Raw genomic sequence first — 20,534 nt, 5'->3', positions numbered from 1 at the left:
CGCTCTGCTCCACAATGGGAAGCATGCCGATACCCGGGACACCCAGCCGCGCCGAGCTCGTCGACCACCTTGTGAGGACCCGTATCGCGGGCGACGTGGCCACACCCCGCGAGAACAACCTCTCCCACTACCGCAAGCTGGCGAACGGCGACCGCCACTACTGGCTGGGCCTGGAACTCGGCGACCGCTGGACCGACGAGCAGGACGTGCTCGCGGTGATGGCGGAGCGCGTGGGGGTGAACGACGACCCCGAGTACCGCTACGGCCAGGACACCATCGACCCCGAGCTGACCGTCGCCGGGCTCGACCGCCTCGCCGCACGGCTGCGCAAGGCGGCCGACGGGCAGCAGCGGGTGCTGTTCGCCACCGGCCACCCGGGCGGCCTGCTCGACGTGCACCACTCCACGGCGGCCGCGCTGCGCACGGCCGGCTGCGAGATCGTGGTGATCCCGGAGGGGCTGCAGACGGAGGAGGGGTACGTCATGCAGTTCGCGGACGTGGCAGTCCTGGAGCACGGCGCCACGCTCTGGCACACCCACTCCGGCGAGCCGATGAAGGCGATCCTCACCGCCCTGGAGCGCGAGGGTCGCCCGCTCCCCGACCTGGTCGTCGCCGACCACGGCTGGGCGGGCTACGCGGGCCGCCACGGCGTCGACTCCGTCGGCTACGCCGACAGCAACGACCCCGCGCTCTTCCTCGCCGAGTCGGAGGGCACCGTCCAGGTGACGGTCCCCCTCGACGACCATGTGGTCAGCCCCCGTTACTACGACCCGATGACGGCGTATCTGCTGGCGGAGGCGGGGCTGGCGTAGGCCGCGTCACGCCACGTCCGTCCGGCCGAGGAGCCGGACCAGCACGGCCACGGCGGCGGGCATCCCGAGCAGGAAGCCGACGAGGATGCCGAGGTCCGGGTCGCCGAGCGCCGGAACGGCCCAGTTCGTCGCCGCGGCCCCGAGCATCATCACCGTGACCAGCGCGAGGAGTGCGGCGACGGCGGCACGTGGGCGGCGCGGCCCCGCCCGGTACAGCTCGGCCGCGGGACCGGCCGCGATCAGGCCCGCCATGGCGGCGACGAGAGCGGGGTCGGGCAGCCATCCGAACGGCCACCCCACCAGGGCGGCGATCCCGCAGATGGCGAGGCCGACGAGTTCCAGCAGGACGGTGTCCGCCACCGGGCTCCAACTGCGGCGCGGGACCGAGCTGTTCGGGCTGTCCTTCTCATCGGCCACCTCACGAGCGTAGCCGTCTCACGGCCAGGGGTTGAGGCCTTCCGCGCGCCGCTGCGCATACCCCGGTGTCGGGTCCAGATACACCCGGTTCACCGCCGGGAACGCCTCCCGCAGGCGCTGTTCGGCCTGTTCGCAGGCCCACTCGATCTGGGCGGCCGTGGACACGTCCCGGAAGTCGACTTTCGCGGCGACCAGTGCTTCGCGCGGGCCCTGCACGAGGGTCGTCAACTCCAGTACGGCTTCGATGTGTTGGACGGCGAGGAGTTCCTCGCGGATACGGTCCCGCATGGCCTTGGGCAGCGGACGGCCGATGAGGAGTTCGGCGTTGGAGCGGCCCAGCACCCAGGCGACGTAGAGGAGCAGCGCGCCGATGCAGAGGGACGCGATGCCGTCCCAGACGCCGGACCCCGTGAGCTGTCCGCCGAGCAGGCCGCCGGCCGCGAGGACGAGGCCGACGAGGGCGGCCGAGTCCTCCAGGACGACGGCCTTCACCGCGGTGTCGGGGGTGTAGCGGAGGTAGCGCTTGAAGGAGGCGTCGAGGCGGGCGGCCTCGCCGCGCGCCTGACGCAGGCCGGTGCGCAGGGAGTAGCCCTCCAGGAGGAAGGCGACACCGAGCACGATGTAGGAGATGAGCGGATCGCCGAGATCCTCGCCGGCGGCCAGGGTGTGGACGCCGTCGTAGATCGAGAAGACCGCACCGCCGACGAAGGTGGCGACGGCGGCGAGCATCGCCCAGATGTAGCGCTCGGGGCCGTAGCCGAGGGGGTGTTCCTCGTCGGCGGGTTTCGCGCTGCGTTTGAGGGCGGTCAGCAGGAGGAGTTCGGTGACCGTGTCGGCGACCGAGTGCGCGGCCTCGGAGAGCATCGCGCTGGAGCCGCTGATGACACCGGCGACCGCCTTGGCCAGCGCGATCCCCAGGTTGGCGACGGCGGCGACGATCACCGTGAAGGTGGACTCGCCGCCGCCGTCGCTGTCCTGCGTCTCCGGTGGCCCCTGTGTCTCCCGTGTCGCCTCTGGTTCCGTCATGCCCTCAGTCTTCCCGAGGGACCCGGACCACGCCCTCCTGGATGACGGAGACGGCGAGTTGGCCGTCCTGGGTGTAGATCCGGGCCTGGCCGAGCCCGCGTCCGCCGTACGCCGACGGCGACTCCTGGTCGTAGAGGAGCCACTCGTCCGCGCGGAAGGGCCGGTGGAACCACATCGCGTGGTCGAGCGAGGCCCCGACGACATCTCCGACGGCCCAGCCGCCGCGGCCGTGCGCGAGGAGGATCGAGTCGAGGAGCGTCATGTCGGAGACGTATGTCGCGAGGACGACATGCAGGAGCGGGTCGTCCACCAGCTTGCCGTTGGTACGGAACCAGACCTGGGAGTGCGGCTCGCGCGGCTCGCCGAACCTGCCGTACGGCGGGTCGTCGACATACCGCAGATCGATCGCCTGACGGGCCTCCAGGAATCGTTCAACGATCCCCGGGTCGAGGTGGTCGTAGCCGAGCAGGCGTTCCTGCCCCGTGGGGACCGACTCCGGGTCGGGAGCGGGCGGCATGGGGGTCTGGTGGTCGAGGCCTTCCTCGTATGCCTGGAAGGACGCCGACAACGTGAAGATCGGCCGGCCGTGCTGGACGGCGACCACGCGGCGGGTGGTGAAGGAGCGGCCGTCGCGGATGCGCTCGACGTTGTAGACGATGGGCGCGCCCGGGTCGCCCAGCCGCAGGAAGTACGCGTGCAGGGAGTGGGCGTAGCGGTCGGCGGGGACCGTGCGCCCGGCGGCGACCAGGGCCTGCGCCGCGACCTGTCCGCCGAAGACGCGGGGGACGACGGCGGAGCGGGAGCTGCCGCGGAAGATGTTCTCCTCGATCTGCTCGAGGTCGAGCAGATCGAGGAGATCCTGTAGTGCCTCGTTCATGGTGTCCAGTTGTACTGGGCGGTAATTGCGGGGACCTTACAGGCCCATGTCCTTCGCGATGATCGTCTTCATGATCTCGCTGGTGCCGCCGTAGATGCGGTTGACGCGGTTGTCCGCGTACAGGCGGGCTATCGGGTACTCGTTCATGAAGCCGTAGCCGCCGTGGAGCTGGAGGCAGCGGTCGATGACGCGGTGGGCGACCTCGGTGGTGAACAGCTTGGCGCTGGCGGCCTCGGCGGGGGTCAGCTCACCGGCGTCCAGGGCCTCGGTCGCACGGTCGACGACGGCCTCGGCCGCGTCCACCTCGGCCTGGCAGGCGGCCAGTTCGAACTTGGTGTTCTGGAACGCGGCGACGGGCTGGCCGAAGACGACGCGGTCCTGGACGTACTGCTTGGCGAACCGGACGGCGGCCTTGGCCTGCGCGTAGGCGCCGAAGGCGATGCCCCAGCGCTCGGAGGCGAGGTTGTGGCCGAGGTAGTAGAAGCCCTTGTTCTCCTCGCCGAGGAGGTCCTCGACGGGGACCTTGACGTCGACGAACGCCAGCTCGGCGGTGTCGGAGGTCTTGAGCCCGAGCTTGTCCAGCTTCCGGCCGACGGAGTACCCCTCCGCCTTCGTGTCCACCACGAAGAGGGAGATGCCGTGGCGGCGGTCCTCCTTGGTGGGCGCGGAGGTGCGGGCGCAGACGATCATGCGGTCGGCGTGGACGCCGCCCGTGATGAAGGTCTTGGCGCCGTTGAGGACGTAGTGCGTGCCGTCCTCGGAGAGCTTGGCGGTGGTCTTCATGCCGGCGAGGTCGGAGCCGGTGCCCGGCTCGGTCATCGCGATGGCCCACATCTCCTCGCCGGAGACGAACTTCGGAAGGAAACGCTTCTTCTGCTCGTCGGTGGCGAGCAGCTTGATGTAGGGCAGGCCGAGCAGCACGTGCACACCGGAGCCGCCGAAGGAGACACCCGCGCGGGCGGTCTCCTCGTAGAGGACGGCCTCGAACTTGTACGAGTCGATGCCCGCGCCGCCGTACTCCTCGTCGACGCGGATACCGAAGACGCCCAGCTCGGCGAGCTTGTAGTAGAACTCGCGCGGCGCCTGGCCGGCGGCGAACCACTCGTCGTAGACCGGAACGACCTCGGCCTCGATGAAGGCCCGGATGGTCTCCCGGAACGCCTCGTGGTCCTCGTCAAACACCGTACGGCGCACCGCCGCCACCTCCAGCTACCCAGGGTCCATGTCTAAGCGCTTGCTCAGAACATCACGGTACCGGCGAGTAGGGGGAGCGTCCAGCTGATCGGGCACGTAACGCTCGTCACGCCGCTTGGCCCACCCACCACCCGACTCGGTAGGCCAAGCGGCCCTGACACGGGGCTCCGCCCCGGACCCCGAGGACTCCACGGCCTCCGGCGACGCCCAGTTCCCAACAGCGCCCAGTCCCCCGACAGCGCTCGGATCCCCCGGCACTCCGCTCCCGCAAGCACTCAACCGCCGACGGCGCGCGGCTCCCGCCGCGTCCCGCACCCGCCGATGCCCACCCACCCGACTCGGCACGCCAAGCGGCCCCTCCACCAGACTCCGCCCCGAACCCCGACGACACCACGACCACCGGCGACACCCAGATCCCGCCGACACCCACCCCCCGAAGGCGCTCGACTCAACAAGACCCCGCACCCGCCCAGCCCCAAACCCCCCGGGTCCCGCACCCCCCGACACCCGCCCCCTCACCCACCCGAAGCCGCCGCCCCCAGCGCCCCCCGAGCCATCCGATGCAGCAACTCCGCCGTAGCCCCCCGCCCAGGCAACGCCCCCGCCCTCCCCAGATGCGGAGTCGAGTTGAGGAGGCCGAACACCGAGTGGACCGCCGATCGCGCGCTGGGCTCGGTCAGGTCCGGGTACAGCTCGCGGACGACCTCCACCCACAGCTCCACGTACTGCCGCTGGAGCTGGCGCACCAGCTTGCGGTCGGAGTCGCGCAGGCGGTCGAGCTCGCGGTCGTGGAGGGTGATCAGGGGGCGGTCGTCGAGGGCGAAGTCGATGTGGCCCTCGATCAGGGAGTCCAGGACCGTCTCCGGCGAGCCGCCGTCGGCCTCCGCCAGTCGCCGCTTCGCCCCTGTCAGCAGTTGGCCGCTGATGCCGACCAGCAGCTCGGCGAGCATCGCGTCCTTGCCGGGAAAGTGCCGGTAGAGGCCGGGTCCGCTGATGCCGACCGCGGCGCCTATCTCGTCCACCCCGACGCCGTGGAAACCCCGCTCGGCGAAGAGCCGCGCGGCCTCCTTGAGGATCTGCTCGCGGCGGGTGGGGGCGTCGGTTCTCGTGGTCATGGAAGTAATTCTAGACAGGGAGGTTAGCGGTCGTTAACCTGAAGGAAATGGTTAACGCTCATTAACAGTCGATGGCAGCCGATAGCAGTCGAACGTTGTGCGAGGGGACGCGTAATGCACGAGGCACCGGAGCTGACGAGCGCGGCAGACCCCGCGTCGGAGGCGTGGCGGGCCAACGAGGCGGCGCACCGCGCGCTGGGCGAGGAGCTGCGGCGGAAGCTGGCCGCGGCCCGGCTCGGCGGCGGTGAGCGGGCCCGGGACCGCCACACCGCGCGCGGCAAGCTGCTCCCCAGGGACCGGGTGGACACGCTCCTCGACCCCGGCTCGCCCTTCCTGGAGCTGGCGCCCCTCGCCGCCGACGGGATGTACGACGGGGCCGCCCCGGCCGCCGGTGTGATCGCCGGGATCGGCCGGGTGAGCGGCCGGGAGTGCGTGATCGTCGCCAACGACGCCACGGTCAAGGGCGGGACGTACTACCCGATGACCGTGAAGAAGCATCTGCGCGCCCAGGAGATCGCCCTCGAGAACCGCCTCCCCTGTGTCTACCTCGTCGACTCCGGGGGCGCGTTCCTGCCCATGCAGGACGAGGTGTTCCCGGACCGCGAGCACTTCGGGCGGATCTTCTACAACCAGGCCCGGATGTCGGGGGCGGGGATTCCGCAGATCGCCGCCGTGCTGGGGTCCTGCACCGCCGGCGGCGCCTACGTTCCGGCGATGAGCGACGAGGCCGTCATCGTGCGCAACCAGGGGACGATCTTCCTGGGCGGCCCGCCCCTGGTGAAGGCCGCCACCGGCGAGGTCGTCACCGCCGAGGAGCTGGGCGGCGGCGAGGTGCACGCACGCGTGTCGGGTGTCACCGACCATCTCGCGGAGGACGACGCGCACGCCCTGCGGATCGTCCGGAACATCGCCGCCACCCTCCCCGCGCGCGGGCCGCTGCCCTGGGAGGTCACGGAGGCGGTCGAGCCGAAGGTCGACCCGTACGGGATCTACGGCGCGGTCCCGGTCGACTCCCGTACCCCGTACGACGTGCGGGAGATCATCGCGCGCGTGGTGGACGGTTCGCGGTTCGCGGAGTTCAAGGCCGAGTTCGGGCAGACCCTGGTCACCGGCTTCGCCCGGATCCACGGCCACCCGGTCGGCATCGTCGCCAACAACGGCATCCTGTTCTCCGAATCCGCCCAGAAGGGCGCCCACTTCATCGAGCTGTGCGACCAGCGCGGCATCCCCCTGGTGTTCCTGCAGAACATCTCGGGGTTCATGGTCGGCAAGGACTACGAGGCGGGTGGCATCGCCAAGCACGGCGCCAAGATGGTCACCGCCGTCGCCTGCGCGCGCGTGCCCAAGCTGACCGTGGTGGTCGGCGGGTCCTACGGCGCGGGCAACTACTCGATGTGCGGCCGGGCGTACTCGCCGCGCTTCCTGTGGATGTGGCCCGGCGCCAAGATCTCCGTGATGGGCGGCGAGCAGGCCGCGTCGGTTCTCGCGACCGTGAAGCGGGACCAGTTGGAGGCGCGCGGCGCGGAGTGGCCCGCCGAGGACGAGGACGCCTTCAAGGACCCGATCCGGCAGCAGTACGAGCGCCAGGGCAACGCCTACTACGCCACCGCCCGGCTCTGGGACGACGGGGTCATCGACCCCCTGGAGACCCGCCAGGTGCTGGGTCTGGCCCTGACCGCCTGTGCCAACGCGCCGCTGGGCGACCCCCAGTTCGGCGTCTTCCGGATGTGATGAGGGTGCCCGAGATGTTCGAGACAGTCCTTGTGGCCAACCGGGGCGAGATCGCGGTCCGCGTGATCCGCACCCTGCGCTCGCTCGGTGTGCGCTCGGTGGCCGTCTTCTCCGACGCGGACGCGGACGCCCGGCACGTCCGGGAGGCCGACACGGCGGTGCGGATCGGTCCCTCCCCCGCGGCCGAGAGCTACCTGTCGGTGGAGCGGCTGCTGGAGGCGGCGGCCCGCACGGGCGCGCAGGCCGTCCACCCGGGCTACGGCTTCCTCGCCGAGAACGCCGGCTTCGCGCGCGCGTGCGCCGACGCCGGGCTGGTGTTCATCGGACCGCCGGCCGACGCGATCGCCCTCATGGGCGACAAGATCCGCGCCAAGGAGACGGTGGCGGCGGCCGGCGTCCCGGTCGTCCCCGGCGGGCGTGACCCCGAACTCGCCGAGGCGGCCCACAAGTTGGGCGCACCCGTCCTCCTCAAGCCCTCGGCGGGCGGCGGCGGCAAGGGCATGCGCCTGGTCCGCGACCTGACCGTCCTGGAGGAGGAGATCGCCGCCGCCCGTCGCGAGGCCCGCGCCTCCTTCGGTGACGACACCCTCCTGGTCGAACGCTGGGTCGACCGCCCCCGGCACATCGAGATCCAGATCCTGGCCGACGGCCATGGCAACGTGGTCCATCTCGGCGAGCGCGAGTGCTCCTTGCAGCGGCGGCACCAGAAGGTCGTGGAGGAGGCGCCGAGCGTGCTCCTCGACTCCGGCACGCGCGCCGCGATGGGCGAGGCGGCTGTCCAGGCGGCCCGCTCGTGCGGGTACGCGGGCGCGGGCACGGTCGAGTTCATCGTCCCCGGGAGCGACCCGTCGTCGTACTACTTCATGGAGATGAACACCCGCCTCCAAGTGGAGCACCCGGTGACGGAGTTGGTGACCGGACTCGATCTCGTGGAATGGCAGCTACGGGTGGCGGCGGGCGAGCGACTCCCCTTCGCGCAGGACGACATCACCCTGACCGGGCACGCGGTGGAGGCACGGATCTGCGCCGAAGACCCATCTCGCGGGTTCCTGCCGTCCGGCGGCACGGTGGTCATGCTCCGCGAGCCCCAGGGCGACGGCGTCCGCACGGACTCCGGGCTCTCCGAAGGCACCGAGGTCGGGAGCCTCTACGACCCGATGCTCTCCAAGGTCATCGCCTACGGCCCCGACCGCGCGACCGCGCTCAGGAAACTCCGGGCGGCTCTCGCGGACACGGTCACGCTGGGCGTGCCGACGAACGCAGGCTTTCTACGGCGGCTGCTGGCCCATCCGGCGGTCGTGGCGGGCGAGTTGGACACGGGGCTGGTCGAGCGGGAGGCGGACTCGCTGGTGTCGGACGAGGTGCCGGCGGAGGTGTACGAGGCGGCGGCGCTGCTGCGTCAGATCGCGCTCGCCCCGGACCACGGCTCCGGCTGGGCCGACCCGTTCGCCGCCACGGACGGCTGGCGGCTGGGCCGGGAGCGGGCCTGGACGGCGCACCACCTACGGGTGGCGGGCCACGACCCGGTGGCCGTGCGCGTGCGCAGCACACCGGAGGGCGGCGGGATCGAGGTGCTTCCGGACGGCGCGGTCGAGCCCTTCAGGGTGCCCGCGGGCCTGCCCCCGCGGCCCGGGCCCGAAGGCCGGTTCACCGTCCAACTGGACGGCCTCACCCACTCCTTCACCGCGCTCGCCCTGCCGGACGGCATCTGGCTGGGCCGCGACGGCGACGCCTGGCACGTCCGTGACCACGACCCGGTGGCCGCCTCGCTCAGCGGAGCCGACCGCTCCGGTGCCGATTCGCTCACCGCGCCCATGCCGGGGACGGTGACCGTGGTGAAGGTCGCCGTGGGCGATCAAGTGACCGCGGGACAGAGCCTGTTGGTGGTCGAGGCGATGAAGATGGAGCACGTCGTCTCCGCACCGCACGCCGGCACCGTCGCCGAACTGGACGTGACCCCTGGCGCGACGGTCGCCATGGACCAGGTGCTCGCCGTGATCGCCCCGGCCGAGGAGGAAGAATGACTCTGCCCATGGTCGTACCGGCTCCGGACCTGCCCGCACGGGTGCGTATCCACGAGGTCGGGGCCCGTGACGGACTCCAGAACGAGAAGTCGACCGTGCCGACCGAGGTCAAGGCCGAGTTCGTCCGCCGACTGGCCGACGCGGGCCTGACCACCATCGAGGCCACCAGCTTCGTACACCCCAAGTGGGTACCCCAACTGGCCGACGCCGAGCGGCTGTTCCCGCTTGTGCGCGATCTGCCGGGGGTTCATCTCCCGGTCCTCGTACCGAACGAGCGCGGACTCGACCGGGCCCTGTCCCTGAAGGCGACCCGTATCGCCGTCTTCGCCAGCGCCACCGAGTCCTTCGCCAAGGCCAACCTCAACCGCACGGTGGACGAATCGCTGGCCGTGTTCGCCCCGGTCGTGGCCCGCGCCAAGGACGAGGGCGCCCATGTGCGCGGCTACCTCTCCATGTGCTTCGGCGACCCCTGGGAGGGCGCGGTCCCCGTCGCCCAGGTGGTCCGGGTCTGCCGGGCCCTGCTCGACATGGGCTGCGACGAACTGAGCCTCGGCGACACCATCGGGGTGGCCACCCCGGGACACGTCCTCGCACTCCTCGCCGCGCTCGACGAACAGCGCGTCCCCACCGATGTGTTGGGCGTGCACTTCCACGACACCTACGGCCAGGCCCTCGCCAACACCCTGGCCGCCCTCCAGCACGGCGTCACCACGGTGGACGCCTCCGCGGGCGGCCTCGGCGGCTGCCCGTTCGCCAAGTCCGCCACCGGCAACCTCGCCACCGAGGACCTGGTGTGGATGCTCCAGGGTCTCGGCATCGACTCCGGAGTGGACCTCGCCCGTCTCACCGCCACCAGCGTGTGGATGGCCGACCAACTGGGCCGACCCAGCCCGTCCCGCACCGTCCGAGCACTCGGCAAAACGACACAGCCCCACAAGGAGCAGTGACCCGCCATGGACCACCGTCTCTCCCCCGAACTCGAAGAACTCCGCCGTACGGTCGAGGAGTTCGCGCACGACGTCGTGGCGCCGAAGATCGGCGACTTCTACGAGCGCCACGAGTTCCCGTACGAGATCGTCCGCGAGATGGGCCGCATGGGCCTGTTCGGGCTGCCCTTCCCCGAGGAGCACGGCGGGATGGGCGGCGACTATCTGGCGCTGGGCCTCGTCCTCGAGGAGCTGGCCCGGGTCGACTCGTCGGTGGCGATCACCCTGGAGGCCGGGGTGTCGCTGGGCGCGATGCCGATCCATCTCTTCGGCACCGACGCCCAGAAGGCCGAGTGGCTGCCCCGGCTGTGCTCCGGCGAGATCCTCGGCGCCTTCGGGCTGACCGAGCCGGACGGCGGCTCCGACGCGGGCGCGACCCGGACGACGGCCCGCCTGGACCCGGACACCGACGAATGGGTGATCAACGGTTCCAAGTGCTTCATCACCAACTCCGGTACGGACATCACCGGGCTGGTGACGGTCACCGCCGTCACCGGCCGGGGGCCCGGCGGCAAGCCGCTGATCTCGTCGATCATCGTGCCGTCCGGGACCCCCGGCTTCACGGTCGCGGCGCCGTACTCGAAGGTCGGCTGGAACGCCTCGGACACCCGTGAGCTGTCCTTCGCCGACGTCCGGGTCCCGGCGGCGAACCTGCTCGGTGAACAGGGGCGCGGCTACGCCCAGTTCCTGCGCATCCTGGACGAGGGCCGCATCGCGATCGCGGCGCTGGCCACCGGTCTGGCGCAGGGCTGTGTCGACGAGTCGGTGAGGTACGCCAAGGAGCGGCACGCGTTCGGGCGGCCGATCGGCGCCAACCAGGCCATCCAGTTCAAGATCGCCGACATGGAGATGAAGGCCCACACCGCCCGCCTCGCCTGGCGCGACGCGGCCTCCCGCCTGGTGGCCGGCGAGCCCTTCAAGAAGGAGGCGGCCCTCGCCAAGCTGTACTCCTCCACCATCGCCGTCGACAACGCCCGCGACGCCACCCAGGTGCACGGCGGCTACGGCTTCATGAACGAGTACCCGGTGGCCCGCATGTGGCGCGACTCCAAGATCCTGGAGATCGGCGAGGGCACCAGCGAGGTCCAACGGATGCTGATCGCCCGCGAGTTGGGACTCCCGGCCTGAGGTCGGCTACACCGGTTCGGCGGCCTCACTGTTCAGGCCTGCCGACAACTCCGCCGAGATCAGGGCGACATGGCGATACGCCCGTTCGGCGGCGGCCAGCACGCGGTCCTGTACGCCGCCTTCGCCGAGCGCCCGGTCGAGGCGCTCGGCGAAGGCGGCCCAGCGGGCACGGTCGCCGCTGCCGTAGTACGACACACCGTTCCCGTCCGTGAGCCGGTAGGCCCGGGTGACGTACCCGAGCAGGAACAGGGCACCGAGAGTGGAGCCCTCCAACACATAGAGGTAGCCGAGGAGTTCACGGGGTTCGAGGGCGGCCGTGCGCCGTATCTCCGCCGCGAACCGCTCGGCTGCCGGGCAGGGTTCGGGGGTCGCGCCGAGGCCGGCGAAGTGGCGCAGGTCCCGTTCGACGAGCGGGAGTTTGCACAGGTCCGGCGACCAGACCGAGCCGACGCACGGGCAGGCGGTGTGGGCGAGTTCGGTCTCCAGCGCTCGCAACACCACCCGATAGGCGGCGAGTTGGCCGACGTACCGGTCGAGCGGGAGAGTCCCGGCGAGCATCGCGGTGGCGAATCCGGTGGCCTCCAGGGCCTCGTGCCAGGCGCGGGTGCCCTTCCTCAGTCGCTGGGTGGTCGTGTCCGTCATACGCCGCTCCGCTGCCGGACCGCCGCGAGCAGACGGTCGATGAGGTGGCCCTTGCGTTCGATCGTCACGTCGAAGTAGGCGGCACTGCGCTCGGAACGGCACACACCGTGAACGGCGTCCTTCGCGGCCCGCTTCAGGGCCACGGCCTCCTCGGCGAGCGCGAGAAGCGTCTGTTCCAGTTTCGGGTGTCCGAGCACGTACCGCTCGAAGCCCTCGCCGGGCGGTGCGTCGTCGTCGAGCAGCTCCAGGACGACCCGGTTGCCCAGGCCGTCGAGGTCCTCGTGCGTGTTGGCACCGCCGAGTTCGGGCACGAAGTCGGTCAGGTCGTTGAACAACTGGCTGGCGAGGCCCAGTTGACGCATCGCGCCGTCCAGGGCCAGCCGGTCGTCCTCGACCACCCGCAGCCCGGCGACCGCCGCGTCGAGCGGCATCCAGAACAGGGTGCCGGTCTTGAGGGCGGCCGTCGACTCCCAGAAGTCGACCCGGGTGGCACGCGGCGCGGCCGTCAACTCGCCCCGGGTGAGCGCCGTACGCGAGGACAGGTCGACGGCCTGCCCGGTGAAGCCGTTGCCGACCGAGCGCACCAGGCTGTCCACGACGGCGGGGTCGGCCGCGTGCCGCAGCGCGGACATGATCAGCCAGGCACCGGTGTTGAGGGCGAGCGGTGCGCCGTGGGTGGCGTGGAGGGCGGGTTCGCCGTAGCGGACGTCGCTGCCGTCCTGGATGTCGTCGAGGGCGACCGCGGCCTTCAGCAGAATCCTTACGGCAACTGCCGTACGGCGAATGACGGCCAGCTCGGGAGCCGTGTCGCCCCGGGCGGCCGGCTCGTCGGGAAACCCCCGGTAGTTGCGGTACGCCCAGTACACCATCGAGGGACGCAGCGGAGCCCGGCCGCCGGGTGCTCCGGCGGCGGGTGGCAGTGCCTGCTGGCCGACCTTGGATCCGACGGCGTCGGCGACCGGTTCGTAGAGGGCGCGGCGCAGGGCCGCGTCGTACACGGAGTCCGCCGCCCGTGCCGGGGCGGTCAGCGAGCCGAGGAACTCGGCCAGGTCGTCCTCCAGCAGTGCCGCGTCACCGCGCACCACCGCTTCCACATCCGTCATGTCCACCGTGGTAGCCACTCCACCTCCGAAGGTCACCGAACATCAGTGCGCAGGGCTCGCTACGACCGAGCATGATCACAACTGACCGACGGGACAAGGTGGTTGAAAGCCAAAGTGCGTGAGACATACCCCCACAGGGGCGGCACAGTGCGACCACAGACGGGGCGACGATCACCCCACCCACTGGACATTCAGTGAGGTTAGGCTAACCTACCTTCGAATTGTCCGGCGGGCGCTCCGCCCTGTTCGAAAGCAGCCACACATGTCCAACGCCCGTGCCACTCACCTCTCCCGCCGCGGCATCCTCGCCGCGGGCGGCGCCCTCGGTCTCGGTGCCGTGCTCGCGGCCTGCGGCGACGACGACGCGAAAAGCGGTGGCTCGGACAAGGAGACGACGGCCGCCAAGTCCGGCCCCTGGACCTTCAAGGACGACCGCGGCCAGACCGCGAAGACCGACAAGACCCCCGCGAACATCGTCTCCTTCATCGGTGTCGCCGCCGCGCTGCACGACTACGGCATCGAGTCCAAGGGCGTCTTCGGGCCGACGGAGCTGAAGAGCGGCAAGGCCGACGTACAGGCCGGCGACCTGGACATCGGCAAGGTCACGGTCATCGGCAACGAGTGGGGCCAGTTCAACATCGAGAAGTACGCGGCCCTCTCCCCCGACGTCCTCATCACCACGATGTTCGACGCGGTCGGCACCCTCTGGTACGTCCCCGAGGAGTCGAAGAAGAAGATCCTCGCCGTGGGCGCGCCGACCGTCGGCATCTCGGCCTACGACGTCCAGCTCCCGACCCCGCTCGCGCGCATGCTGGAACTCGCCAAATCCCTTGGCGCGGACACCACTTCGGCCACCATCACCGCGGCCAAGAAGCGCTTCGAGGACGCGGCGGCCCGACTGCGCGCCGCCGCGAAGGCCAAGCCGGACATCAAGGTCCTCGCGGGTTCCGCGAGCCAGGACATCTTCTACGTCTCCGGCTCCAACCTCTCCATCGACCTGGAGTACTACAAGGCGCTCGGCGTGAACTTCGTCGAGCCGTCCGCGGCCGCCCTCAAGGCGAGCGGCGGCTGGTTCGAGAACCTGAGCTGGGAGAACGTCGACAAGTACGGCGCGGACATCATCATGATGGACAACCGCACGTCGGCGATCCAGCCCGCCGACATCACCGAGGGCACGTGGAAGAAGCTGCCCGCGGTGAAGGCGAAGCAGGTCATCGCCCGTAATCCCGAGCCGATTCTGTCGTACGACAAGTGTGCGCCGTTGCTTGAGGATCTGGCGAAGGCGATCGAGAGCGCGAAGAAGGTCAGCTGAAATACCGGTAGTTGAGCTTCGTGGGGAGCTGCGGGCCAGCTGGTGCTGGGCGCGCAGTTCCCCGCGCCCCTTTGGGGGCGCGATCACCTCCCGTTTCTTGGAAGGAACCCCATGACCACGGCCGTCGCCGCCCCCTTCCGTTTCTTCTCTCTTCAGGTCGTGCGGACGGAGCGGCTCGGGCCGTCTCTGGTTCGGGTGACCTTCGCCGGGGAGGATCTGGCGTACTTCTTCTCCGACGGGTGCGATCAGTCCCTGTCGTTGTTCCTGCCGCATCCGGGGCAGTCGGAGCCCGCCGTGCCTTACGAGCTGGGCGACGGATGGTGGCAGGCGTGGCGTGAACTCCCGGACGGGGTACGGGCGGTGATGCGCTCGTACACGCTCCGGGCCCTGCGCCGCGATCCCGACGAGATCGACATCGACTTCGTGCTGCACGAACCGGCGGGGCCGGCCTCCGGCTGGGCTTCGCGCGCGTCCGCCGGTGACCGGGTCGTGCTGCTCGGGCCGGCGGTCGCGGACAACCGGGCGATCCGGTTCCGGCCGCCGGAGGACACCGATCTGGTAGTCGTCTGGGCCGACGAGACCGCCGTACCGGCCGCCTCGGCCATCCTCGAAGCGCTGCCCGCGGGCACCCGTGCGCGGCTGTGGCTGGAGGTCGCGCACGCCGGTGACATCCAGGACCTGGTGACCGAGGCCGACGCCGAAGTCACCTGGCTGGTGCGTGAGGGTGATTCCCCTGCCACCCTCGACGCCCTGCGCGAGGCCCAACTCCCGCCCGCCGAGCGGCCGTACGTGTGGATCGCGGGCGAGTCCGGTCAAGTCAAGGCCCTACGGCGGCACTTCGTGGGTGAGCGCGGGATCGACCGGCGCCGGGTGACCTTCGTCGGGTACTGGCGGCAGGGGCTCAGCGAGGAGCAGTTGCGCGAAGTCGGGTGAGGCGCGAGTGACACCAGTCACGGGAGGGGTGAATGCTGAAGATCTAAGTTAGGTTAGCCTTGCCTGAGTTAAGCCCGTCCCCACCGGAGGACCCCCACATGCGCTCGCACCTGCTCAATGACACGACTGCGGAGCACTACCGCCGCTCCGTGACGGAAGGCGTGGAGCGGGTGGCGGCCAAACTCGCCACCACCGAACGACCGTTCACCGGCGTCACGGTCGACACCCTCTCCCCCCTCATCGACCGCATCGACCTCGACCGCCCGCTGCACGACACCGCCGCGGTGCTCGACGAGCTGGACGAGGTCTACCTGCGTGACGCGATCTACTTCCACCACCCCCGCTACCTCGCCCACCTCAACTGCCCCGTCGTCATCCCCGCGGTGCTCGGCGAGGCGGTGCTCTCCGCCGTCAACTCCTCCCTGGACACCTGGGACCAGTCGGCCGGCGGCACCCTCATCGAGCGCAAGCTGATCGACTGGACCAACGAACGCATCGGCCTCGGCCCGCACGCGGACGGGGTGTTCACCTCCGGCGGCAGCCAGTCCAATCTCCAGGCGCTGCTGCTGGCCCGCGAGGAGTCGAAGACCGACAGCCTGGCCAAACTGCGCATCTTCGCCTCCGAGGTCAGCCACTTCAGCGTGAAGAAGTCGGCGAAACTGCTGGGCCTGGGCCAGGACGCGGTCGTGTCGATCCCGGTCGGCGCCGACAAGCGGATGCAGACCGTCGCCCTCGCCCGCGAGTTGGAGCGCTGCAAGACCTCTGGTCTCGTGCCCATGGCCGTCGTCGCCACCGCCGGCACCACCGACTTCGGCTCCATCGACCCGCTGCCCGAAATAGCCGAGCTGTGCGAGCAGTTCGAGGTCTGGATGCACGTGGACGCGGCCTACGGCTGCGGTCTGCTCGCCTCGCTGAAGCACCGGGGCCGGATCGACGGCATCGAGCGCGCCGACTCGGTCACCGTCGACTACCACAAGTCCTTCTTCCAGCCGGTGAGTTCGTCCGCCGTCCTGGTCCGCGACGCCGACACCCTGCGCCACGCGACCTACCACGCGGAGTACCTCAACCCGCGCCGCATGGTGCAGGAGCGCATCCCCAACCAGGTCGACAAGTCCCTGCAGACCACCCGCCGCTTCGACGCGCTCAAGCTGTGGATGACGCTGCGCGTGATGGGCGCCGACGGCATCGGCGAACTCTTCGACGAGGTCTGCGACTTGGCGGCGGAGGGCTGGAAGCTGCTCGTCGCCGACCCACGCTTCGACGTGGTCGTGGAGCCCTCGCTCTCCACCCTCGTCTACCGCTACATCCCGGCCGACGTCACCGACCCGGCCGAGATCGACCGCGCCAACCTGTACGCCCGCAAGGCCCTGTTCGCCTCCGGTGACGCGGTGGTCGCGGGCACCAAGGTCGCGGGCCGCCACTACCTGAAGTTCACCCTGCTCAACCCCGAGACGACGACCGACGACATCGCCGCCGTCCTCGACCTGATCGCCGGCCACGCCGAGCAGTACCTGGGAGAGTCCCTTGACCGCGCTTCCTGAACCCGCCACCAAGACCTACGACTTCGTGGGCATCGGGCTCGGGCCCTTCAACCTCGGCCTGGCCTGTCTCACCGAGCCGATCCTCGAACTCGACGGAATCTTCCTGGACTCGAAGCCCGGCTTCGAGTGGCACGCCGGCATGTTCCTCGACGGCGCCCACCTCCAGACCCCGTTCATGTCGGACCTGGTCACCCTCGCCGACCCGACCTCGCCGTACTCCTTCCTCAACTACCTGAAGGAGAAAGGGCGTCTGTACCCCTTCTACATCCGGGAGAACTTCTACCCGCTGCGGGTCGAGTACGACGACTACTGCCGCTGGGCGGCCGACAAACTCTCCAACGTGCGCTTCAGCACGACGGTGAGCGAGGTGACGTACGAGGAAGGGGACGAGGTCTACGTCGTACAGACCGAGGCCGGTGACGTCTTCCATGCCCGGCATCTGGTCCTGGGTACCGGCACCCCGCCGTATCTTCCGGAGGCCGTGGCCGGTCTGGGCGGTGACTTCATCCACAACTCCCGCTATGTGCACCACAAAGCGGAGTTGCAGGCCAAGGAGTCGATCACGCTCGTCGGCAGCGGGCAGTCCGCCGCCGAGATCTACTACGACCTGCTCGGCGAAATCGACGTCCACGGCTACGAGTTGAACTGGGTGACGCGCTCCCCGCGCTTCTTCCCGCTCGAATACACCAAACTCACGCTGGAGATGACCTCCCCGGAGTACATCGACTACTTCCACGCGCTGCCGGAGCAGACCCGCTACCGCCTCACGGCCGAGCAGAAGGGCCTGTTCAAGGGTATCGACGGCGATCTCGTCAACGACATCTTCGACCTGCTCTACCAGAAGAAGGTCGGCGGCCCGGTCCCCACCCGGCTGCTCACCAACTCCTCGCTGAACAGCGCCACTTACCGAGACGGAGTCTACGAACTGGGGCTGCGCCAGGAGGAGCAGGAGAAGGACTACACCCTGCGCTCCCGGGGCCTGATCCTCGCCACCGGCTACAAGTACGCCGAGCCGGAGTTCCTCAAGCCCGTGCACGAGCGGCTGCGTTACGACTCCCAGGGCAACTTCGACATCGCGCGCAACTACTCGATCGACACCACGGGCCGGGGCGTCTTCCTCCAGAACGCCGGCGTCCACGCGCACAGCATCACGTCCCCGGACCTGGGCATGGGCGCGTACCGCAACTCGTACATCATCCGTGAGCTGCTCGGCACCGAGTACTACCCGGTCGAACAGACCATCGCGTTCCAGGAGTTCGCCGTATGAGCCGTATGACCCGCATGAGCCGTATGGGCTTCACCTTCCGCCCCCTGGACCCGCTGCGCGACGCCGAGCTGCTGCACCAGTGGGTCACCCACCCCAAAGCCGCGTACTGGATGATGCAGGACGCGAAACTGGAGGACGTCGAGCGTGCCTACATGGAGATCGCGGCCGACGAGCACCACCACGCGCTGCTCGGGCTCGACGAGGAGGGTGTCCCCGCCTTCCTGATGGAGTACTACGACCCGCGCCACCGCGAACTGGTCGGCCTGTACCAGCCGTTGCCCGGCGATGTCGGCATGCACTTCCTGACGCCGGCCACCGAGGCGCCCGTGCACGGCTTCACCCGCGCGGTGATCACCGCCGTGATGGCCCACCTCTTCGAGGACCCGGCGGTCCAACGCGTCGTCGTGGAACCGGACGTGGCCAACACCGCCGTACACGCACTGAACGAGACGGTCGGGTTCGTGCCCGAGCGTGAGATCCAAAAGCCGGAGAAAATAGCCTTGTTGAGCTTCTGCACGAGGGAACGCTTCTTTAAAAGGCACAGCCTCATGGCTACGGCGGTGTCCGCATGAGCCTCGCCGACGCCGTGGCCCATCTCTCCCCCGAGCGCTGGGAGAAGGCCAACCGCCTGCTGATCCGCAAGGCCCTCGCCGAGTTCGCGCACGAGCGGCTGATCACCCCCGAACCGGTGGAGAAGGACGGCGACTTGTACGTCGTCCGCAGCGACGACGGTCTGACCCGCTACCGGTTCACCGCCACCCGACACGCCCTGGACCACTGGCAGGTCGACGCCGACTCCATCTCCCGTGTCCGCGACGGCGCCGAACTCCCCCTTGCGGCACTGGACTTCTTCATCGAGCTGAAGCAGGCCCTCGGGCTGAGTGAGGAGATCCTGCCGGTCTACCTGGAGGAGATCTCCTCCACCCTCTCCGGCACCTGCTACAAGCTCACCAAGCCGCAGCTCCCGGTCGCCGAGCTGGTACGCGGCGACTTCCAGGCCATCGAGACCGGGATGACCGAGGGCCACCCCTGCTTCGTCGCCAACAACGGGCGGCTCGGCTTCGGCATCCACGAGTACCTGTCGTACGCCCCCGAGACCGCGAGCCCGGTCCGCCTCGTGTGGCTGGCCGCGCACCGCTCACGGGCCGCGTTCACGGCCGGTGTGGGGATCGAGTACGAGTCGTTCGTCAAGGACGAGTTGGGCAGCGCCACGCTGGACCGCTTCCGCGCCACCCTGACCGACCAGGGTCACGACCCGGACGACTTCCTCCTCATTCCCGTCCACCCCTGGCAGTGGTGGAACAAGCTCACCGTCACCTTCGCCGCCGAGGTCGCCCGCGGCCTCCTCGTCTGCCTCGGCGAGGGAGACGACGAGTACCTCGCGCAGCAGTCCATCCGGACCTTCTTCAACAAGTCCAACCCCGAGAAGCACTACGTCAAGACGGCCCTGTCCGTCCTCAACATGGGCTTCATGCGGGGGCTTTCGGCCGCCTACATGGAGGCGACCCCGGCGATCAACGACTGGCTTGCCCAACTCATCGAGAACGACCCGGTGTTGAAGTCCACCGGCCTGTCGATCATCCGTGAGCGGGCGGCCGTCGGCTACCGGCACCTGGAGTACGAGGCCGCCACCGACCGCTACTCGCCGTACCGCAAAATGCTCGCGGCCCTGTGGCGCGAGAGCCCGGTGTCCTCGCTCCAGGACGGCGAGTCGCTGGCGACGATGGCCTCGCTGGTGCACCTGGACCATGAGGGCGCGTCCTTCGCGGCCGCCCTGATCGAGCGGTCGGGACTGGCACCGACGGAGTGGCTGCGCCGCTATCTGCGGGCGTACTTCACCCCGCTGCTGCACAGCTTCTACGCCTACGACCTGGTGTTCATGCCGCACGGCGAGAACGTCATCCTCGTCCTGAAGGACGGTGTCGTCCAGCGCGCGATCTACAAGGACATCGCCGAGGAGATCGCCGTCATGGACCCGGACGCGGTGCTGCCGCCGACCGTGGAGCGGCTGCGGGTCGAGGTCCCCGAGGACAAGAAGCTCCTGTCGATCTTCACCGACGTCTTCGACTGCTTCTTCCGCTTCCTCGCCGCCAACCTGGCCGCCGACGGCGTCCTGGCGGAGGACGACTTCTGGCGGACGGTCGCGGACGTCACCCGGGAGTACCAGCAGGCGGCACCCGAACTCGCCGACACGTTCCGGCAGTACGACATGTTCGCCCCCGAGTTCTCCCTGTCCTGCCTCAACCGCCTCCAACTGCGCAACAACCAGCAGATGGTGGACCTGGCGGACCCGGCGGGCGCGCTCCAGCTCATCGGCACCCTGAAGAACCCCATCGCCGGGTTCTGACCCACGGACAGGCGGGCACCCCGGAGTACGTCGGCGGCGCGATGAAGATCGTGGTCAACGCGGGCATCGGCAACCCGTA

18 protein-coding genes are annotated in these 20,534 nt (G+C 69.8%); 11 read left to right on the top strand and 7 right to left on the bottom strand.

The annotated features are described in order from the left end of the window. Positions 1–23: 23 nt before the first annotated feature. Entirely contained in the window at positions 24–812 is a 789-nt protein-coding gene (locus tag ABZT04_RS19435) for a phosphatase (protein WP_356057880.1), read from the top strand. Between the two features lie 6 nt (positions 813–818). On the opposite strand, the gene ABZT04_RS19430 is transcribed toward ABZT04_RS19435, so the two are convergent. The 5 genes from ABZT04_RS19430 to ABZT04_RS19410 all read right to left on the bottom strand — a co-directional run bounded on the left by ABZT04_RS19430 (position 819) and on the right by ABZT04_RS19410 (position 5,441). Next, on the bottom strand, positions 819–1,229 hold the full coding sequence (locus ABZT04_RS19430; RefSeq protein WP_356057879.1) for a hypothetical protein: 411 nt from the start codon (positions 1,227–1,229) through the stop codon (positions 819–821). An 18-nt stretch (positions 1,230–1,247) separates the two neighbouring features. Continuing rightward, positions 1,248–2,255: a cation diffusion facilitator family transporter gene (locus tag ABZT04_RS19425; RefSeq protein ID WP_356057878.1), complete on the bottom strand. Its 1,008-nt coding sequence runs from the start codon at positions 2,253–2,255 to the stop codon at positions 1,248–1,250. 4 nt (positions 2,256–2,259) lie between these two features. Continuing rightward, positions 2,260–3,132 (bottom strand): acyl-CoA thioesterase II, encoded by an 873-nt coding sequence (locus ABZT04_RS19420; RefSeq protein WP_356057876.1) that lies wholly within the window; start codon positions 3,130–3,132, stop codon positions 2,260–2,262. 36 nt (positions 3,133–3,168) lie between these two features. Next, a complete protein-coding gene (locus tag ABZT04_RS19415) occupies positions 3,169–4,326 on the bottom strand; it encodes an acyl-CoA dehydrogenase family protein (RefSeq protein ID WP_355923575.1) in 1,158 nt (385 codons plus the stop codon). A gap of 515 nt (positions 4,327–4,841) precedes the next feature. After that, positions 4,842–5,441, bottom strand: coding sequence for a TetR/AcrR family transcriptional regulator (locus tag ABZT04_RS19410; RefSeq protein WP_356057875.1), 600 nt, complete (start codon positions 5,439–5,441; stop codon positions 4,842–4,844). A gap of 114 nt (positions 5,442–5,555) precedes the next feature. Between ABZT04_RS19410 and ABZT04_RS19405 the strand changes: the two genes are divergently transcribed. The 4 genes from ABZT04_RS19405 to ABZT04_RS19390 are packed head-to-tail and all read left to right on the top strand — an operon-like array spanning position 5,556 to position 11,310. Further along, the gene (locus ABZT04_RS19405) at positions 5,556–7,172 is read left to right on the top strand and encodes a carboxyl transferase domain-containing protein (protein ID WP_356057874.1); all 1,617 of its coding nucleotides are present in this window, start codon (positions 5,556–5,558) and stop codon (positions 7,170–7,172) included. Between the two features lie 14 nt (positions 7,173–7,186). Further along, complete coding sequence (locus ABZT04_RS19400; RefSeq protein ID WP_356057872.1) at positions 7,187–9,196, top strand: biotin carboxylase N-terminal domain-containing protein; 2,010 nt, start codon at positions 7,187–7,189, stop codon at positions 9,194–9,196. Next, a complete protein-coding gene (locus tag ABZT04_RS19395; protein WP_356057871.1) occupies positions 9,193–10,143 on the top strand; it encodes a hydroxymethylglutaryl-CoA lyase in 951 nt (316 codons plus the stop codon). The genes ABZT04_RS19400 and ABZT04_RS19395 overlap by 4 nt, the downstream gene beginning before the upstream one ends. A gap of 6 nt (positions 10,144–10,149) precedes the next feature. Beyond that, positions 10,150–11,310 (top strand): acyl-CoA dehydrogenase family protein, encoded by a 1,161-nt coding sequence (locus ABZT04_RS19390; protein WP_356057870.1) that lies wholly within the window; start codon positions 10,150–10,152, stop codon positions 11,308–11,310. A 6-nt stretch (positions 11,311–11,316) separates the two neighbouring features. On the opposite strand, the gene ABZT04_RS19385 is transcribed toward ABZT04_RS19390, so the two are convergent. Together ABZT04_RS19385 and ABZT04_RS19380 are read right to left on the bottom strand one after the other, a co-directional pair. Then, positions 11,317–11,952: a biliverdin-producing heme oxygenase gene (locus tag ABZT04_RS19385; RefSeq protein WP_356057869.1), complete on the bottom strand. Its 636-nt coding sequence runs from the start codon at positions 11,950–11,952 to the stop codon at positions 11,317–11,319. Continuing rightward, on the bottom strand, positions 11,949–13,055 hold the full coding sequence (locus ABZT04_RS19380; protein WP_356057868.1) for a class 1 isoprenoid biosynthesis enzyme: 1,107 nt from the start codon (positions 13,053–13,055) through the stop codon (positions 11,949–11,951). The genes ABZT04_RS19385 and ABZT04_RS19380 overlap by 4 nt, the downstream gene beginning before the upstream one ends. Positions 13,056–13,317: 262 nt before the next feature. On the opposite strand from ABZT04_RS19380, the gene ABZT04_RS19375 reads away from it, so the two are divergent. The 6 genes from ABZT04_RS19375 to ABZT04_RS19350 all read left to right on the top strand — a co-directional run bounded on the left by ABZT04_RS19375 (position 13,318) and on the right by ABZT04_RS19350 (position 20,455). Continuing rightward, the gene (locus ABZT04_RS19375) at positions 13,318–14,367 is read left to right on the top strand and encodes an ABC transporter substrate-binding protein (RefSeq protein ID WP_356057866.1); all 1,050 of its coding nucleotides are present in this window, start codon (positions 13,318–13,320) and stop codon (positions 14,365–14,367) included. A 111-nt stretch (positions 14,368–14,478) separates the two neighbouring features. After that, positions 14,479–15,300 carry a siderophore-interacting protein gene (locus ABZT04_RS19370; RefSeq protein WP_356057865.1) on the top strand — a complete coding sequence of 274 codons (822 nt, stop codon included), beginning with the start codon at positions 14,479–14,481 and terminating at the stop codon, positions 15,298–15,300. Positions 15,301–15,398: 98 nt separating this feature from the next. Further along, positions 15,399–16,841: a lysine decarboxylase DesA gene (gene desA, locus ABZT04_RS19365; protein WP_356057864.1), complete on the top strand. Its 1,443-nt coding sequence runs from the start codon at positions 15,399–15,401 to the stop codon at positions 16,839–16,841. After that, positions 16,825–18,108 carry a SidA/IucD/PvdA family monooxygenase gene (locus tag ABZT04_RS19360; protein WP_356057862.1) on the top strand — a complete coding sequence of 428 codons (1,284 nt, stop codon included), beginning with the start codon at positions 16,825–16,827 and terminating at the stop codon, positions 18,106–18,108. The genes desA and ABZT04_RS19360 overlap by 17 nt, the downstream gene beginning before the upstream one ends. Before the next feature lie 5 nt (positions 18,109–18,113). After that, positions 18,114–18,680 carry a GNAT family N-acetyltransferase gene (locus ABZT04_RS19355; protein ID WP_356058080.1) on the top strand — a complete coding sequence of 189 codons (567 nt, stop codon included), beginning with the start codon at positions 18,114–18,116 and terminating at the stop codon, positions 18,678–18,680. Then, a complete protein-coding gene (locus tag ABZT04_RS19350; protein WP_356057861.1) occupies positions 18,677–20,455 on the top strand; it encodes an IucA/IucC family siderophore biosynthesis protein in 1,779 nt (592 codons plus the stop codon). The genes ABZT04_RS19355 and ABZT04_RS19350 overlap by 4 nt, the downstream gene beginning before the upstream one ends. The last annotated feature ends 79 nt before the right edge of the window (positions 20,456–20,534 follow it).

The sequence above is a fragment of the Streptomyces sp. NPDC005492 genome, assembly GCF_040605995.1.
Lineage (GTDB): Bacteria > Actinomycetota > Actinomycetes > Streptomycetales > Streptomycetaceae > Streptomyces.
Note: the sequence above shows the minus strand (reverse complement) of the source record. Positions and strands in the feature narration are given on the sequence as shown.

What these genes read in the sequence shown, in the direction of transcription:
- ABZT04_RS19380 (WP_356057868.1), bottom strand. Translation starts at nt 13,055, where the DNA reads ATGACGGATGTGGAAGCGGTGGTGCGCGGTGACGCGGCACTGCTGGAG.
- ABZT04_RS19425 (WP_356057878.1), bottom strand. Translation starts at nt 2,255, where the DNA reads ATGACGGAACCAGAGGCGACACGGGAGACACAGGGGCCACCGGAGACG.
- desA (WP_356057864.1), top strand. Translation starts at nt 15,399, where the DNA reads ATGCGCTCGCACCTGCTCAATGACACGACTGCGGAGCACTACCGCCGC.
- ABZT04_RS19395 (WP_356057871.1), top strand. Translation starts at nt 9,193, where the DNA reads ATGACTCTGCCCATGGTCGTACCGGCTCCGGACCTGCCCGCACGGGTG.
- ABZT04_RS19385 (WP_356057869.1), bottom strand. Translation starts at nt 11,952, where the DNA reads ATGACGGACACGACCACCCAGCGACTGAGGAAGGGCACCCGCGCCTGG.
- ABZT04_RS19420 (WP_356057876.1), bottom strand. Translation starts at nt 3,132, where the DNA reads ATGAACGAGGCACTACAGGATCTCCTCGATCTGCTCGACCTCGAGCAG.
- ABZT04_RS19370 (WP_356057865.1), top strand. Translation starts at nt 14,479, where the DNA reads ATGACCACGGCCGTCGCCGCCCCCTTCCGTTTCTTCTCTCTTCAGGTC.
- ABZT04_RS19435 (WP_356057880.1), top strand. Translation starts at nt 24, where the DNA reads ATGCCGATACCCGGGACACCCAGCCGCGCCGAGCTCGTCGACCACCTT.
- ABZT04_RS19355 (WP_356058080.1), top strand. Translation starts at nt 18,114, where the DNA reads ATGACCCGCATGAGCCGTATGGGCTTCACCTTCCGCCCCCTGGACCCG.
- ABZT04_RS19400 (WP_356057872.1), top strand. Translation starts at nt 7,187, where the DNA reads ATGTTCGAGACAGTCCTTGTGGCCAACCGGGGCGAGATCGCGGTCCGC.
- ABZT04_RS19410 (WP_356057875.1), bottom strand. Translation starts at nt 5,441, where the DNA reads ATGACCACGAGAACCGACGCCCCCACCCGCCGCGAGCAGATCCTCAAG.
- ABZT04_RS19405 (WP_356057874.1), top strand. Translation starts at nt 5,556, where the DNA reads ATGCACGAGGCACCGGAGCTGACGAGCGCGGCAGACCCCGCGTCGGAG.
- ABZT04_RS19375 (WP_356057866.1), top strand. Translation starts at nt 13,318, where the DNA reads ATGTCCAACGCCCGTGCCACTCACCTCTCCCGCCGCGGCATCCTCGCC.
- ABZT04_RS19390 (WP_356057870.1), top strand. Translation starts at nt 10,150, where the DNA reads ATGGACCACCGTCTCTCCCCCGAACTCGAAGAACTCCGCCGTACGGTC.
- ABZT04_RS19350 (WP_356057861.1), top strand. Translation starts at nt 18,677, where the DNA reads ATGAGCCTCGCCGACGCCGTGGCCCATCTCTCCCCCGAGCGCTGGGAG.